The organism is Loktanella agnita (genome assembly GCF_046640325.1).
Lineage (GTDB): Bacteria > Pseudomonadota > Alphaproteobacteria > Rhodobacterales > Rhodobacteraceae > Yoonia > Yoonia agnita.
This window is the reverse complement of the sequence record NZ_JBJMBF010000005.1, coordinates 1-13,770: the sequence shown is the minus strand read 5'-3', so window position 1 is coordinate 13,770 and position 13,770 is coordinate 1. Positions and strand designations below refer to the sequence as shown.

Sequence of the window (13,770 nt, the reverse complement as noted above, 5' to 3'; positions counted from 1 at the left end):
CTGATGGCTGGTGGTTTGCTCACAGGGATGACCGTTGGTCAGAATGCAAGCCGCCACAGCACTGCGGCGAACAGCCCGCTGGAATCCGCCCCGCGCGGTACGTTGCGCAGTGAATTTGACCGCAGTGGCGGTGAAATGTTCATTGATAATGCGCTCAACGTGGTTGAGGGGAATACCTTTAATTACGCCCTTAGTGGCGGGATGCTGGGGTATGCCGCCTATTCCGGCGGCACCGCTGCCGCTGCTGCGGGCACCAGTGTTAGTGCAGGTGCGATGGCTGCTGCCGCACCTGTTGCTGTTGGCATCGCCGCGGGGATCGCAGGTGGCATCGCGGGTGCCTGGGTGGGTGACAAACTGGGTCATGCCGTCATGGGTGATCTTCTTGGCTGGCAGCGTCTGCCGGAACAAGGTGAAATGCCCGCAACCATGGGCCATCCGATTGCGCATACCAGCCCAATGGCCACTTTGGGTGCCATGGCGCTGGGGGCTGTCGCAGCGGTGGCTGTTGGTGCGCTGATCGTTGCCACTGGCGGTACGGCCCTGATCGTGATCGCGGCGGCTGGGCTTGCCGCTGGTGCCGTCGCCGGGTTGGGAATGGGTTTTGCATCGGCCGCCGGGCAATACGGGACCAATCAAGGCACCATCACTTTAGGTTCGCCCAATGTGTTCTTTGAAGGCAAACCCGTTGCATTTGTTGGCGCACCCGTGTTGTGCAGCGTTCACAAGGTCATGGCCGTCGCCGAAGGCGCCGAGACTGTCGCCGTCAATGGGATGCCCATGTCGCGTATCGGGCATAAAACGACCTGTGCGGGTGTCATCAACGATGGATGTAAATCCATCGCCATCGACATGGATACCAGCCCGATCGCGTTGGACATTGATGGTGGCTGGGCGCAACGTTGGACCCGGATCGGGCTTGGTGTTCTGAACTTTTTGCCGATCCCACGCGGCAGCAAGGGACGGCGGCGCAGTGCAGATGTAGATGGCCCGAATCCACGGGCCTGCCGGAATGGCTGTGGTGACCCGATTGATGTCGCAACTGGTCAGTTGATGGAGTATCGGACGGACCTGTTCATCCCCGGGACAATCCCGCTGGCACTGTCCCGCGCCTATGCTCGTGGCGCAACTGGGATGATGGGCCATGACTGGGCCTGCACTTGGTCCCAGCATTTGCAGACTGACGGCGAGATAACCACCTATCAGGATCCTGATGGCACCAAAGTGGTGTTCCACACTCCTGACCCCGAAATCATGTCGGAAAATATCCGCATGCCACATCTGGAAATGATGGGGCAGCGGGATGGCGATATCTACATTTTTAACCGCCGTGAACAGCTGTTCTACAAATTCGCGCACCGGCTGGATAAGCGTATTTTGCTCTCTGCGATTGAGGATCGCAACGGCAACAAGATCAGCTTTCGCTATCACGGCGCGAACTTGGTCAGTGTCAGCCATTCGGACGGCTTTGTTCTTGATATCAAATGCGAAAATGGGGTTTTGCGTGCTGCTTCGATGGTCGATCACGATCATGGCGATTGCAACTTCACATGGGGCTACACGACAACCGGCAAGCTGAGCGAAGCACGGTCTTCGCAATTCGGCACATTGTTTTATGGCTATGACGGCGACGGGCGCATCAACCGCTGGGCGGATACCAACGCGACCGAGGTTTTCTATCAGTATGACCGCAATGATCGGATCGTGCGCTCTTGGTCGAAAAGCGGCCATATGGCTGTGGACTTGGACCATGACCCCGCAGGCGGCAAGACCGTTGTCACCAACTCCTTGGGTCATCAGAGCACGCATTTCCACAAACGCGGACTTGTCTGGAAGCATATCGACGAAAACGGGGCCGAATGGCTGACCGAATGGGATAGCAGCTTTAACGTGACTGCGCGTGTTGACCCATTGGGCCGCCGGGACGAAATGACCTATGATGAGGCGGGCAATCTGACATCGGTCACAGATCCGGTAGGCGATACACAAGCCTGGACTTATGACAGCGGCGGTTTGCTAAGCGCCTTTACTGATGCGGCAGGCGGGACCGAGCGGTTTTATTACGACGACAATGGCAATCTTAGCCGGATCACCGATGCGATGGGCGATGATGTGGCCTTTCGCCGGGGCGACCGGGGCGAAGTGCTGCGTGTCGAACGCCCCGGTGGTGCACAGGACCGTATTTACTACGACGAATTCCTGCGGCCACGGATGTATGTGAACCCCGATGGGGGTGAAGATCGCGTGCACTATGACCGCGAAGGGCGGCTGATCCGGGTAGAGGATGCCGCCGGTGCGGTCACCCGCTATGACGTGCGGCGCGGTCCGGACAATCCGCGCGGTGGGGTCCGGCAGGCTGAACTGCCCGGCGGGGCCACCATGCAGATGTCATGGGATGGGGAGGGGCAACTCTCGTCCGTTACGGACGCCGAAGGGAATACCCGCCACTTCAAGGCTGGGGCCTTTGACCTGCCCGTCGAAGTGACTGATCCCATGGGCAACACCATGCGGCTGGAGCATGACAGCGAAATGCGTCTGACCGCCGTGATCAACGCGCTGGGTGAACGCTACGAATACCACTATGACGCCGCTGGCGGGCTGATGGCAGAGCGGGATTTTTCTGGGCTTGTGACCCGCTACGTCCGGGATGCCGCCGGTCAGGTCACCCGCAAGCTTGCCCCGGACGGTACGGAGACGCAGTATCACTATTCCCTGCGTGGCGAACTGCAAGAGATGCGGGTGCTGGGGGCTGACGGGCCGTCTGTCACACGGTTCACCTATGACCCGCGTGGCATGATGACGATGGCGCAGAACGATACCGCAACCATTGCATATGCCTATGATGCGCTGGGCCGGATTGTCAGCGAGAAAATCGACGGGCGCGAGATCAAATCAGAATACGCCCCCGGCTCTGGTATGCGGACGAAACGGGCGGGTGACGTGCTGCCGCTGACTACCGGATACACGCCCGCCGGATTGCCCGCAGAGATCACCATCGGCGATCACGCACCGCTTAGCCTGCGGCACGACGCGCGTGGGCTTGAGACGCTGCGGCACAGTCCTGCTGGCTTTACCTTGGCGCAGGATTACACAGCTGCGGGCTATCTGCGGACCCAGATCGCCGGTCCGGCGGAGGCGATCCGCGATCTTTCTAAATCCAGCGCAGCCGGCGTCGCGGCAGCGGGCGGCATGACCCGCGCCCATCGCAGCTATGACTGGGACAAGGCGGGTCGGGCGATTTCGCAGATGGACAGCCATTGGGGCCAAACCCAGTTCAACTATGACAAGCGCGGCCAAGTCGCGGCAACCCGCCAGCTTGACCGCAGCGGTGCCGAAGTGGCGCGTATGGGCTATCACTACGACCCCGCCCGCAACCTATCGGCCACCATTGACGCGAGCGGCTTTGCCCCGGTCCAGCAATCCGCTGGCGGCCGGGTCAAATCCCGGGGCCGGACGTATTACACTCACGACAGCTGCGGGCGGGTGATCGAAAAACGGGTCGAAGAACCCGGCTTCCGCCCCCGTATCTGGCGCATGCAATGGAACGGCGAAGACCGGCTTGTGCGGCTCTCGGCTCCTGATGGATCGGTCTGGCACTATGGCTATGATGCCTTGGGGCGGCGGGTACGGCGGCTGAAAGTTGTCGCCGGACGGCGCGACGAAGAGATCGACCTACAGCCCGGCGAGGGCCGCGCGTATCAATGGGATGGCGACCAGATCGTCGCCGATGCGCCGATCTATGCAGATGGGACCGTAGCGTGGGACGCGGCGGAGGCCTGGATTTATGAGCCGGGGACGTTCCGGCCCATGGCGAAGCTTGCTGGGGATGACCTCTACTACGTCGTGACCGACCACATCGGCACGCCGCGCGAACTGGTGTCCGAGGATGGCAAGCGGACGGCCTGGCGGGCGAAATTCGGCCTGTGGGGGAACGCGGAAAAGATCGACATCTGGCGGGGCGAGGCCGCCAACGGCGGCGAAGTCACCTGCAACATCCGCTTTCAGGGGCAATGGGCAGATGAGGAAAGCGGGCTGCACTACAACCGATTCCGGTATTACGACGCGGAGGCGGGCCAGTATCTGTCGAGTGATCCAATTAAGCTGGAAGGCGGACCCAGACCTATTGGATACGTTAGTGACCCCAACTACTCTGTTGATCCTTTGGGGTTGGCCAGTTGCCCTTTAAGATGGGACGCCAACGCAGGTCGTTGGCGTGACTCTAAGGGAAGATTCGCAGGGCCCCCTGTCGCTGGAAGGGACGTAACGACCGCCGGCACTCAACATACCGGCGGGCACTTCCCAAAGACGCCACAGGCGCCGAATTCGGTAATGTATCGCAAGGACTCTTCAGGTAATGTGACACACTATCAAGTTTGGGGCGACGATGGCCTTCCGTTGTATCGTGTTGATGTCACCGGTGCCGCTCATGGGGGCGTTCCAACACCTCATGTGGTTCACTATGATCGTAACACTGCGCCGAATGGCCAAGTGTTTGTCCGAAAGCAATCCACTGTTCGGCCTGCATTATCTAGCGAAATACCATGATGGAAGAATTGGACGAGATATTGGCAGAGGAGATCGAGTCTCACTCCGTTCTGGAAGTCCATAAGTATCGCGGACTTCACCTGAATAAGAATGTGGATAATCGCCAGACGATTGACGATTGGCTGGAAAGGAGCAATGACCGTATCGCTCTTGAGAAGCTGCTAAATCACCTGCATGTCTACGACCTTGCATCGCTTCGCGATTATTCTGAAGAGACTTATCAGAGAATTGCGGACGAACTAGAAAGGAATTGGCGAAAAAGGTTGGCGGCGCTCGACGGGCAGTTTGTCGTTGAAAGATACGAAGACTACGGGCCGACATTGACATTCTATTTTGATGGTACCCGGTCAGCGTCGGAGTCTAGAAGGGCCCCTAAGGAAGCGACCTAGAACTTAGGGACTCGGTGATTCCGCTGCAGCTTTAGGTCGGCCTGGCATTTCGGCTATGACGCCCTCGGGCGGCGGCTGAAGGTTGTCGCCGGACGGCGCGACGAAGAAGTCGACCTGCAACCCGGCGAAAGCCGTGCGTACCAGTGGGACGGCGACCAGATCGTCGCGGACGCCCCGATTTATGCAGACGGCACAGTCGCGTGGGACGCGGCAGAGGACTGGATCTACGAACCCGGCACTTTCCGGCCCATGGCCAAACTCGCTGGGGATGATCTCTACTACGTGGTGACGGACCACATCGGTACCCCGCGCGAACTGGTGTCCGAAGATGGGCGACGCACGGCCTAGCGGGCAAAGTTCGGGCTGTGGGGGAACGCGGAAAAGATCGACATCTGGCGGGGCGAGGCCGCCAATGGCGGCGAAGTCACCTGCCAGATCCGGTTCCAAGGCCAATGGGCCGACGAAGAAAGCGGGCTGCACTACAACCGGTTCCGGTACTATGACGCTGAGGCGGGGCAGTATCTGTTGACCGACCCGCTGGGTTTGTCCGGCGGAACCAGACCCCAAGGATATGTTACCGATCCCAATAACTGGATTGATCCATTTGGTTTGGCCAGCTGCCCCGTGAGGGTCGTCAACGACACGCCTATCTATGGCAAAGGCCAGAGGGATGGAACACCGGGTCATGACCAATTCTCAGAAGTCATTGCAAACAAGCTGGCTATGAGTGGCAAGTTCCGAGAGATTCACATGAACCATCAGTACAACTCGGGTGTAGGGCCGGGGCAATCACGGAGGCGGCCGGACGTTATGGCCATTGACCACAACGGTCGTGTGCATTCTATTGAGCTAGCCTCAAAAACCGATATGGGACGCAAGTTGCCAGATCTAACAACACGAAATAACACTGCTATGAATAGACTGCCGCCGAATCAAAGGGGAGAAGTTGTTGTTCTTGAGCATCCTTACAAGTCGGCGCTTGATAACCTGATCGGTGGAATCTGACCAATGGGCTTTGGGATCGCAGCTTATGGGGTCACATCAGGCCAAACCCGCAAAATCCTTGAAGCGGGAAGGGCATATTTTGAGAGAATTGGTCTTGAGATAACGCATGCAACAACGCCAAGACTGCTTGAAAGGGGCGACCATCCCGGCGATTTCGAAGTACATGATATTGGGTTAGAAGACTTAACCTCGAATGTGTCTAAAGGGCACATTGAGGCATTCGCGCTGTTTCATGAGGACGAAAACCACAAGCCCTGGCGCGCTGCATTTCATCAGAATATAAATGACTTTGGAAGCTTTCCTTACATCAGTGCTCAGTTCGCCGATCCAGGTGAAACGGCGAAGGAAATTTTGGCCGACTTTCTGTCGTTTTTGGCTGAAATGCTCGATTTTCGTTACGCAATTCTCTATCCATCGGACAAGACTTCGTCCGCCTGGAATTACGCCACAGGGAGTGGGATAACGAAGGTTGATATCAATGAAAATGTTTTTTTGTTCGCACGAGAGATACCAGAATTAAGGGGTGGCGAAGGCCGGTATAACGGAAGAATGCTTCGGATTGTGTACCCGCTCAATGTAATCAACAAAGAGCATTGCGAAATATCAATCGATGGCAAGACGTTGAAGGAATGGGTGCAGGAATCTACTGAATTGGGCCAGATATCACATCTTTCTCGCGATTTGTTTTTGTGGGATGTACCCGATGACAGGCTTGCGAACACGAACGCTTGGTTGAGAAATGCGGGAAAGCTGATTTCTTGGCAAGCTCAGAGCAAGCGTAGCCCGCGCCGCCTGCCATAATTATCTGCCATATTTACGGGCCAGAGGGCTAGTCTCCGATGTCCTGTAATACTCAGTCAACGACATCCCGGCCCATCAATGGGACGGCGACCAGATCATCGCCGACGCCCCGGTTTACGCAGACGGAACAGTGGCTTGGGACGCGGCGGAGGCGTGGGTCTACGAGCCCGGCACTTTTCGGCCCATGGCGAAGCTCGCCGGGGAGGATCTCTACTACGTTGTGACCGACCACATCGGCACCCCGCGCGAACTGGTGTCCGAAGACGGGCGGAGGACTGCCTGGCGGGCCAAGTTCGGGCTGTGGGGTAACGAGAAAGCGATCGAAGTCTGGAAAGGCGAAGCCGCAAACGGAGGCGAAGTTACCTGCAACATCCGGTTCTAGGGGCAATGGGCCGACGAAGAAAGCGGACTTCACTATAATCGGTTCAGATATTATGACGCAGAGGTGGGGCAATATCTGTCGAGGGATCCTGTGGCCCTATCAGGGGGAACAAGAACTCAGAGTTATGTTCCCGATCCAAATAATTGGGTAGACCCACTAGGTTTGTCTGGTTGCCCTGGCCAAGTAAACATTGATACCGGTACCGTATCAGCGTTTGTTTCGCAAAATTCCCCCATGCGGCACAAGCTAAAGGCCGAGCTGAATGGTCGTGACATGGTAATGACACAGACAGCAAAGGCCGAATTTGATAACATGATAAGAGTTGCTGGCCCCCAAGAAAAAGCGCGCGCGCAACGGTTTATGTATCGTGTGACGGTTGTTCCTGGCAACCCATCTTCACGGGCTGCCAATCTTCAAACGACAAAGAAGGTGGGCGCCAATGATAAGGTTATCTTCGGTACAGGAGACAATATGTCTATTCCGACTATAACCAGTGACGCGAAGTTTGTACGAGGTGCATCGGCTCAAGGAGTCGATTTCGATGTAATTGTACATGATCCCGTCCCGCTTACAGGAACGTAGCATGTCTGAGATTCCCCACTTTGTTGAAAGCGCTCAAAACCTAATCGAAAACTCGCATCCCGAACGCACGTGGTTAACTAAACTGCCTTTAATCATGCGTGTATTCTACGATGAACTTTCGGACGAGCATATGGTCCTACTATTCTCCGAACTTACTGGTTTGGATAGAGGAAAAATACGAAACGACGTCTATCGAAGCGCGGCAATTGACCCAACCGATCCACAGGTTGTCGAAGTTCGTAACGCCTTGAAGCAGGCTGGATTACAGGATTGGATAGAAGCAGACTGATGACGGAGACGCCCCGGCGAAGTGGGCGCCTACAATGGGACCGCGACCAGATCGTCGCGGACGCGCCGATTTATTCGGACGGCACAGTGGCCTGGGACGCGGCAGAGGCCTGGATTTATGAGCCGGGGACGTTCCGGCCCATGGCGAAGCTTGCTGGGGATGACCTCTACTACGTCATGACCGACCACATCGGCACGCCGCGCGAACTGGTGTCCGAGGATGGCAAGCGGACGGCCTGGCGGGCGAAATTCGGCCTGCGGGGGAACGCGGAAAAGATCGACATCTGGCGGGGCGAGGCTGCCAACGGCGGCGAAGTCACCTGCAACATCCGGTTCCAGGGTCAGTGGGCCGACGAGGAAAGTGGGCTGCACTACAACCGGTTCCGGTATTATGACGCAGAAGCGGGGCAGTATCTGTCGAGTGATCCGATTAGACTCAAAGGCGGTATTAGGCTTCAAGGATATGTGACTGATCCAAATTATTGGATAGATCCACGCGGGCTAGCAGCATGCGCCTATGCCGAGAATCCTTCACAACTTTTTGCCCAGACAAGACAGCGTGCGGGCGTTGACCTCACGCCCGCGCAAATGCGCGAGATAAACGCCACGCGCGACAGAATTCGAAGGGGTGATACATCTCAGTTTGATCGAGATGGTACGCCATATGATAACAGTTCTTTGGTTGACCCAAATTCATCTATACTCCAGTCAGGTAGCTACACAGAATGGACAGTACGTGCTTGGCATGGGGCTAGCCAGTCCGGTCCTATGAGGATTGTTCGTGAAACCAATACTGGGCGGCAATACTTCACACCTGATCACTATCGAACCTTTATCGAACTTGATCCGAGTTACTGAGATTGAAAATGTTTAAGACCATTGATGTCGATTTCGCCAAAATAGCTAGTCGGGAAGACTTTCATGATCTATTTTCTCAGGTTTTCGGGTTCCCAGATTTTTATGGTCGCAACATGCATGCGTGGATTGACTGTATGAGGTCGTTGCGCTCTCCTAAGGATGGGTTAAGTAAATTTGCGTTGGGCGAAGAAGAAGTCTTGCTTCTAAGAATGCATGGATTTTCCAAGTTCTCTCAACTCGAGAATGATTTTGCGCTCAATATTCTTTACTGCATAGGGGTTGTAAATAATTTTTCCGTTGATTCAGGAACCCCCCCCCTGATCTCATATAGCGTCGACTAGACATTCGCTAGAATTGGGTGGCTCGGCACCGCAAATCGGGCAAAACCCAATTTCCCAAGAGTTGGAGCGATGATCGCATTTTGCATAATATCCAAGATGTTAAGGACAATCCGACGTCAACGGGTGTTGGAGCGCACGGGGCGACGTATTATCGGGGTCAACGTGACGGTGTGAACATCGAGGTCTATGATTATTCACCTGGCCATACTCACGCTGGCAAAATATCAACCGGGTACCCTGTGCAATGAATTTTACCTTGGAGCAATCGGAGATTTTTCTGACGGAATTGTTAGATAAATACCAAATTTCAAATTCAAGTATATTAGATGAAATTAAGAAATTTATAGGTGTTGGAGAAACCGAAATTGCCTTCGAAAGTGCCATGCTGTGTTATATGCAGCAACCTACTGAATTTAGTAGTAAGGAAAAATAGCTTATCTTAGCGCATGCAGAAGCACTGAACTTGAACGAGAAAACAATGTACGTGGACGACTTTTATAGGAAGCTCGTCACCTTTTTCAGTTCGGGTTAGAAGATTTCACCCTAACAACTGAGTAAACGGTCTATCAGTGGGACGGCGACCAGATCAGCGCCGACGCGCCGATTTATGCGGACGGAACAGTGGCCTGGGTCTACGAACCTGGCACGTTCCGTCCGATGGCGAAATTGGCGGGGGATGACCTCTACTACGTTGTGACCTACCACATCGGCACACCGCGCGAACTGGTGTCCGAGGATGGCCTGGCGGGCGAAATTCGGCCTGTGGGGGAACGCGGAAAAGATCGACATCTGGCGGGGCGAGGTCGCAAACGGCGAGGATGTCACCTGTCAAATCCGTTTCCAGGGACAATGGGCGGATGAGGAAAGCGGGCTGTACTACAACCGTTTCCGGTATTATGACGCGGAAGCTGGGCAGTATTGTTCTAGCGATCTGTTAGCTTTGGCTGGAGGCAGTCGCCCGCAAAGCTACGTAACTGACCCAAATAATTTTATTGACCCGCTTGGTCTTGCTAGTTGTAATATCAGGTATGACCATATTCTGGACGGAAACATTAACGGCATGGGGAACGGTTCTGGGGGGCACTATAGTAGATCGAGTAACACACGCGTCCGGGAACAAATCAATGGCCCCGACAGGAACGGCGTATCAACGGGGAAAATACAAGTAAGAGATCCTGCAACTGGGCGGTGGGTAGATAAGAACGCTACGACTTCGTTCTTCCCTGATCATTGGTCTAGACGACAAACTAAGCAAGAAATCGCCGGTGCATTCCAAAATGCATCGCCAATGCCGGGCAACCCGAGCAAATGGCAAGGCACTTCTCCATCAGGGGTGCCCATGGAGGGTTACTACTCCAGTACCGGTGGTGCGGATGCTGCATGGCCAGTATATGGTGGATGAGATGAAATTAACTCTTACTCCTAGCCCAGCAAAGAACACTGAACGTTTGTATCTCGTGTCAAATCCTCTCACCAACGGTGGACTCGAAATCGGGTCATGGCTTCAAGACGACGTCGTAAGCGTAGATGGAATATCGTTTTGGAGAGAAAAAATTGCGAGAATTTCTAATGAAAATATCGTTTATCTGGGCTCTGGCAATGCGCATCATGTTTATATTGTTGGGCCTTACGTCTATATTTTCTGTGAATATGTTGATGAACAACAAGTCATGATGCACACCCACGATTTCTTACAACTATTGGACAAATACGAAACCTATCTAGCGCAAATAAGTTCTGGCCTGCCCCAGTCGTTCGAAACGGTCTACGCGCACGACGGTAGTGCGGCAGCTGCTATCTACAAAAGCGAAAAGTCAAAATAACGATAGGAGGACGGCCAACACACCGCCTAGCGGGCGAAATTCGGGCTCTGGGGGAACGCGGAGAAAGTCGACATCGGGCGCTCTGAGACAGCGGGCGAAGATGGCGCGACTTGCTCGATAAGATTTCAGGGTCAGTGGGAAGATGAAGAGTCCGGGCTGCTTTATAATAGGTATCGCTACTATGTTGCTGAAGCGGCGCAGTATTTGTCATACGATCCAATTGGGCTGCGAGGTGGGATCACACCACACAACTATGTTGATGACCCCAATAACTGGATTGATCCATTTGGTTTGGCCAGCTGCCCCGTGAGGGTCGTCAACGACACGCCTATCTATGGCAAAGGCCAGAGGGATGGAACACCGGGTCATGACCAATTCTCAGAAGTCATTGCAAACAAGCTGGCTATGAGTGGCAAGTTCCGAGAGATTCACATGAACTGGCAGTACAACTCGGGTGCAGGGCAATCACGGAGGCGGCCCGATGTCATGGCGATTGACAGCAATGGTCGTGTACATTCAATTGAACTTGCTTCAAAGACCGATATGGGAAGCCGCTATCCAAATCTGATGTCGCGGAACAGGAATGCAATGAACAAATTGCCGGCAAGCCAGCAGGGACAGGTCGTTGTTATTGATCATCCATACAGTGCATCAACTATTATAAGCCAGTTAGATAATCTGATTGCAGGTATCTGATGATAGGTGTGGTAATTTATGGCATCGCAACTGATGCGGGCGAAAAGGCCTTAACGGCGGGAGAAAGACTATTTGAGCTTTTTTCGCTTAGTATATCGGAGGTCACAAGATACGAAGAAACTAAGCCGGATGCAGATGGAGAGACCCTTCATCTAGTTGAAGCTACGCTTGACGAGATAAGAAACCGGTTGTCCATCGACAGCCACGAAAGCTTTTACATTTACGACACGGCTACTTCCGAAAAACCTTGGCGCGCTATGTTCTATCACTCCAGCTATGCGTATGGCTCGTTCCCGCATATCGGCGGTAATGTTCCAGGAAGTATCTCTGATAATGCGCTGCAACTGAAAGACTTCTTTTTTGAGATAAGTCAGATGGTACCATATCGGTACGCAATCGGTTTCGATATCAAATCTGCTTCTCTTGCCACAAGTTACTGTGCAGGCGAAGGATCGGTTGGGGTCCTGCCGAACGAAAACGTCTTCAAATTCACACAAGAACAGCCAGGCCGCTTTGATGGCAAGGAGAGCTATCTGACAGCGAAGCTAAGAATGGTCTATCCAATCAACATTTTGAATGAAACGCAATGTCAGATGGTCATCGAAGGAAAGACATTGAAAGACGGGGTCGAGAATACCTCTGATCTTGGCGCACTGACCGCTTGGCCTAATGGGCACTTTCTGTGGGAAGTACCCCAGCAGCGACTTGATGAAGTAAATGCTTGGTTGGGAAATGCGGGAAAGCTGATTTCTTGGCAAGTTCAGAACAAGCGAAGCGTGCGCCGCTTGCCATAGCTATCTGCCATATTTATGGGTGAGAGGGCTAGTCTCTGATGTCCTGTAATACTCAGTCAACGACATCCCGGTCTATCAATGGGACGGCGACCAGATTGTCTCTGACGCCCCGATTTATGCAGACGGAACAGCGGCTTGGGTCTATGAGGAGGGTACCTTCCGGCCCATGGCAAAGCTCGCTGGGGATGAGCTCTATTATGTAGTGACCGACCACATCGGCACGCTCCACGAACTCGTGTCAGAAGACGGCAAACGAAAAGCCTGGCGGGCAAAGTTCGGGCTCTGAGGCAACGAAGAAAAGATCGACATCTGGCGGTTGGAGGTCGCCAATGGCGAAGATGTGACCTATCAGATCCGCTTTCAGGGTCAATGGGCCGACGAAGAAAGCGGGCTGCACTACAACCGGTTCCGGTACTACGATGCAGAAGCGGGGTAATACCTGTCGAGCGACCCGCTAGGTTTGGCTGGCGGGACACGACCACATGGCTATGTGACTAATCCCAACGATTGGATTGATCCTCTCGGTCTCGCGGGGTGCCCACGCTACGATCCGAATGCGAAGCGCTGGCGAGATGACCAGGGCAGGTTCACGCAAGCACCGACGCATTCGCCTATCACTAACCCTAAGTCTTTGGAAAATCACCGAGATGTCCATATTTTGAATAGACATTCTTAGAATGGTAGGCACAAATATCCAGATAAAACGCAGTTCCCGAAGTCTTGGAGTGATGATCGTATCATTCACAACGTTCAGGACGTGAAGGACAATCCAACCTCTGTTACGACAGGTACATGGGCGCAAAATGTTTATCACGGGAACCGAGATGGAGTAAATATCGTGGTCGATGACTTCCCAGCCAATTCTAAATATCCTGGAACCATATCGTCGGCATATCCGGTATGGTAGATCAGACATATTATCGTGCAGAATCTTTCCTGAATATGATTCTAGATATGAAGCCTATCAGTGATCAGGGCCTTCAAGAGGCGCTTCACGAATACATAACCCTTGGAGAGCTAGAGATAGCATTTGAAGGTGCATTTCTTTGGTATTTGGAGCATGAAGTTGAATTTAGCCGATCGCAGAGAGATGAAATTTTAAAGCATGGTCGTGCTCTTGGCATTCACGAAGAGCGATCAATCGACGAGGAGGCTTGGGAAAAGTTTCAATCCGTGTTTGGAGAAAAGACGGACTAGAGCGTGTCGCGGGCTTTCAGATTCAGGATTCCCAGATCACGTATGATGTGATTCCCTATGCTTGGCGCAGAT

The 13,770-nt window shown here is 54.0% G+C and carries 17 protein-coding genes and 2 pseudogenes; all 19 read left to right on the top strand.

Annotated features, from left to right (window positions below):
- Positions 1 to 3: 3 nt before the first annotated feature.
- The 19 genes and pseudogenes from ACJ5NV_RS06640 (at position 4) to ACJ5NV_RS06550 (ending at position 13,698) form a co-directional block, all read left to right on the top strand.
- Complete coding sequence (locus ACJ5NV_RS06640) at positions 4 to 4,542, top strand: RHS repeat-associated core domain-containing protein (RefSeq protein WP_411642851.1); 4,539 nt, start codon at positions 4 to 6, stop codon at positions 4,540 to 4,542.
- Positions 4,539 to 4,931 (top strand): hypothetical protein, encoded by a 393-nt coding sequence (locus ACJ5NV_RS06635; protein ID WP_411642849.1) that lies wholly within the window; start codon positions 4,539 to 4,541, stop codon positions 4,929 to 4,931. Before ACJ5NV_RS06640 ends, ACJ5NV_RS06635 begins: the two co-directional genes overlap by 4 nt.
- 363 nt (positions 4,932 to 5,294) lie before the next feature.
- Positions 5,295 to 5,936, top strand: a complete 642-nt coding sequence (locus ACJ5NV_RS06630) for an RHS repeat-associated core domain-containing protein (RefSeq protein WP_411643122.1) — start codon at positions 5,295 to 5,297, stop codon at positions 5,934 to 5,936.
- 3 nt (positions 5,937 to 5,939) lie between these two features.
- A complete protein-coding gene (locus ACJ5NV_RS06625) occupies positions 5,940 to 6,737 on the top strand; it encodes a hypothetical protein (protein ID WP_411642848.1) in 798 nt (265 codons plus the stop codon).
- Positions 6,738 to 6,921: 184 nt separating this feature from the next.
- Entirely contained in the window at positions 6,922 to 7,119 is a 198-nt protein-coding gene (locus ACJ5NV_RS06620; protein ID WP_411642847.1) for an RHS domain-containing protein, read from the top strand.
- Positions 7,120 to 7,131: 12 nt separating this feature from the next.
- A pseudogene (locus ACJ5NV_RS06615) lies at positions 7,132 to 7,272 on the top strand (RHS repeat-associated core domain-containing protein); the annotation flags it as partial.
- Between the two features lie 9 nt (positions 7,273 to 7,281).
- Positions 7,282 to 7,701 (top strand): DUF1308 domain-containing protein, encoded by a 420-nt coding sequence (locus ACJ5NV_RS06610; RefSeq protein WP_411643121.1) that lies wholly within the window; start codon positions 7,282 to 7,284, stop codon positions 7,699 to 7,701.
- Position 7,702: 1 nt separating this feature from the next.
- Positions 7,703 to 7,990: a hypothetical protein gene (locus ACJ5NV_RS06605; RefSeq protein ID WP_411642846.1), complete on the top strand. Its 288-nt coding sequence runs from the start codon at positions 7,703 to 7,705 to the stop codon at positions 7,988 to 7,990.
- A complete protein-coding gene (locus ACJ5NV_RS06600) occupies positions 7,990 to 8,847 on the top strand; it encodes an RHS repeat-associated core domain-containing protein (protein ID WP_411642845.1) in 858 nt (285 codons plus the stop codon). The genes ACJ5NV_RS06605 and ACJ5NV_RS06600 overlap by 1 nt, the downstream gene beginning before the upstream one ends.
- Positions 8,848 to 8,855: 8 nt before the next feature.
- On the top strand, positions 8,856 to 9,188 hold the full coding sequence (locus tag ACJ5NV_RS06595) for a barstar family protein (RefSeq protein WP_411642844.1): 333 nt from the start codon (positions 8,856 to 8,858) through the stop codon (positions 9,186 to 9,188).
- A gap of 17 nt (positions 9,189 to 9,205) precedes the next feature.
- On the top strand, positions 9,206 to 9,436 hold the full coding sequence (locus tag ACJ5NV_RS06590; RefSeq protein WP_411642843.1) for an EndoU domain-containing protein: 231 nt from the start codon (positions 9,206 to 9,208) through the stop codon (positions 9,434 to 9,436).
- Entirely contained in the window at positions 9,433 to 9,621 is a 189-nt protein-coding gene (locus tag ACJ5NV_RS06585) for a hypothetical protein (protein WP_411642842.1), read from the top strand. Before ACJ5NV_RS06590 ends, ACJ5NV_RS06585 begins: the two co-directional genes overlap by 4 nt.
- 303 nt (positions 9,622 to 9,924) lie before the next feature.
- Entirely contained in the window at positions 9,925 to 10,590 is a 666-nt protein-coding gene (locus ACJ5NV_RS06580; protein ID WP_411642841.1) for an RHS repeat-associated core domain-containing protein, read from the top strand.
- Between the two features lies 1 nt (position 10,591).
- Complete coding sequence (locus tag ACJ5NV_RS06575; RefSeq protein ID WP_411642840.1) at positions 10,592 to 11,011, top strand: hypothetical protein; 420 nt, start codon at positions 10,592 to 10,594, stop codon at positions 11,009 to 11,011.
- Positions 11,012 to 11,083: 72 nt separating this feature from the next.
- The gene (locus ACJ5NV_RS06570; RefSeq protein WP_411643120.1) at positions 11,084 to 11,707 is read left to right on the top strand and encodes an RHS repeat-associated core domain-containing protein; all 624 of its coding nucleotides are present in this window, start codon (positions 11,084 to 11,086) and stop codon (positions 11,705 to 11,707) included.
- Positions 11,707 to 12,501, top strand: a complete 795-nt coding sequence (locus ACJ5NV_RS06565) for a hypothetical protein (protein ID WP_411642839.1) — start codon at positions 11,707 to 11,709, stop codon at positions 12,499 to 12,501. The genes ACJ5NV_RS06570 and ACJ5NV_RS06565 overlap by 1 nt, the downstream gene beginning before the upstream one ends.
- Positions 12,502 to 12,841: 340 nt before the next feature.
- Complete coding sequence (locus ACJ5NV_RS06560) at positions 12,842 to 12,937, top strand: RHS repeat-associated core domain-containing protein (RefSeq protein WP_411642838.1); 96 nt, start codon at positions 12,842 to 12,844, stop codon at positions 12,935 to 12,937.
- 264 nt (positions 12,938 to 13,201) lie between these two features.
- Positions 13,202 to 13,408: pseudogene (locus ACJ5NV_RS06555) on the top strand (EndoU domain-containing protein); the annotation flags it as partial.
- A complete protein-coding gene (locus ACJ5NV_RS06550; protein ID WP_411642837.1) occupies positions 13,402 to 13,698 on the top strand; it encodes a hypothetical protein in 297 nt (98 codons plus the stop codon). The pseudogene ACJ5NV_RS06555 and the gene ACJ5NV_RS06550, both read left to right, overlap by 7 nt.
- The last annotated feature ends 72 nt before the right edge of the window (positions 13,699 to 13,770 follow it).